At 41.2% G+C, this 1,600-nt stretch carries 2 protein-coding genes; both read right to left on the reverse strand.

All coding sequences use genetic code 11. The features are described from left to right. Positions 1–714 (reverse strand): DUF4964 domain-containing protein (locus B4G81_RS14840; protein WP_294083878.1); only part of this gene is annotated, 714 nt, incomplete at its 3' end. Between the two features lie 43 nt (positions 715–757). After that, the coding region (locus tag B4G81_RS14845) for a hypothetical protein (RefSeq protein WP_294083880.1) at positions 758–1,600 on the reverse strand (843 nt) is incomplete at its 5' end.

The raw sequence follows: 1,600 nt of genomic DNA on the forward strand, positions 1-1,600 counted from the left end.
GTCAACATATCCCCCTCCGGTTCTATTATGACAGTGAGCTGTGATGATATTTTTTCCTTTTTTCAGCGTAGCCTTCACTTCTTCTGAAAGCTCTTCCACTACGTTATATTTCCAGGAATAACCGGTTTTCACAACCTGAACTCCGTTAATATACAACTCAAAAATATCATCATGAGAATAATGTAAAATGATGGTCTTGCCGGCCACATCCTCTTCAAGATCGAATGTACGTCTCACCCAGATATCCTTGGTTTGCCACAGGGTAGACAAAGAGGGTTCGTTGGGCGTACCAAACGCAGAAGTTCCGGTTTTCCATCCGGTATCATTAAAATCGATGTTTTTCCATTCCTCCCCATTTGGTTGTTCGAATGTATATTTACCCGTCCACTTTTCTTCGCGAACAGTTGAAAGAAATGGTTTTAGGGGCAAGTTTTCTTTTCCCAGGAAACGATAGGTCTCTCCATCTACCCTTAGAGCACCCAGCAAAGGGAACTCTTTTCCGGTCCAGTGACGGACCTGATCGTCGTACAAGTTGTTTGTATACGACCAGCCGCTGAAATAAGGGTCTACAGTTACCAACGGGTAGGCCGGTGCCCTGAGTCCGGTGGTGAGATCTGCAGGAATCACGGGAATCTCTTTATTCTTACTGGTACAAGAGATTGCAAATAAGCATATCAACAGTATAGAAAAAACGGGTAAATTAATTTTAGTCATTTTTTGATCATTAAAAGTATATCAATTTTCTGTGTCACTTTCTCTATTTCTGGAATTCAATAAAATTATCCATAAAAGAATAATTAAACTGGGTTTGTTTTAATAGCGTATCTTGTTCGATGGTCCGGTTTGCAAACAAGCCATTTAGTATCCAGGGATCACTGGTACTCTTAAAATCCTGATTATAGGGAAAACTTTGCCGAATAGCATATGTCGCTACCAGGAACCGGGGATTTCCAGTCATCAAAGTATATGCTTCGTGCAGGTAATGTTTTCTCGATTCAAACCAGTGACTATTCTTTAAAAAAGCATACCACTCACTCATTGGGCGGGGATGTTTCAATGCATAATCAATGTACTGGTAATTTTTCCATGCCGGATCAATTTGCCACGCCATGGCAAAGGTTTCTGAAACAGCATCTGTCAGATGAGATTTCCAATATTTCATCAAAGAAAATTCAGTTACGATAATCTTTTGGTTCTCCCGAATCCTGTTGCTCACAAAACTTAACGCCGCTGGTATATGTTCCATTTCAGAATGATGGATATGTATATCGATACCCGCAATACCCGGCTCTTCTTCAACAAAGGAAAGCAAGCTGTTTACAGCTGCGGTTTGCCAGGTTTCCTCATACAAATTATTGAAAGCACCAACAAAAATCGGAACATCCCGATCGGGATGACCGTCACGAAACTGCATCACCACTCGGGCTACCGCTTTATAAAAATCAACCACACGCTGGTCACGTTCGGCAACTTTTGTTTCAATGAACGGTTCATTTCCAATCACCAGCAAGTCGGTACTATACCAAACCTGTTCCAAAAGCTTATTCAAAAAAATCATATAAGCCTTAAAATCCGTACTATTCTCTGCCGGTAGGGACTC

Origin of the sequence: Proteiniphilum sp. UBA5384 (genome assembly GCF_002410825.1) — a bacterium.
Taxonomy (GTDB): Bacteria; Bacteroidota; Bacteroidia; order Bacteroidales; family Dysgonomonadaceae; genus Proteiniphilum.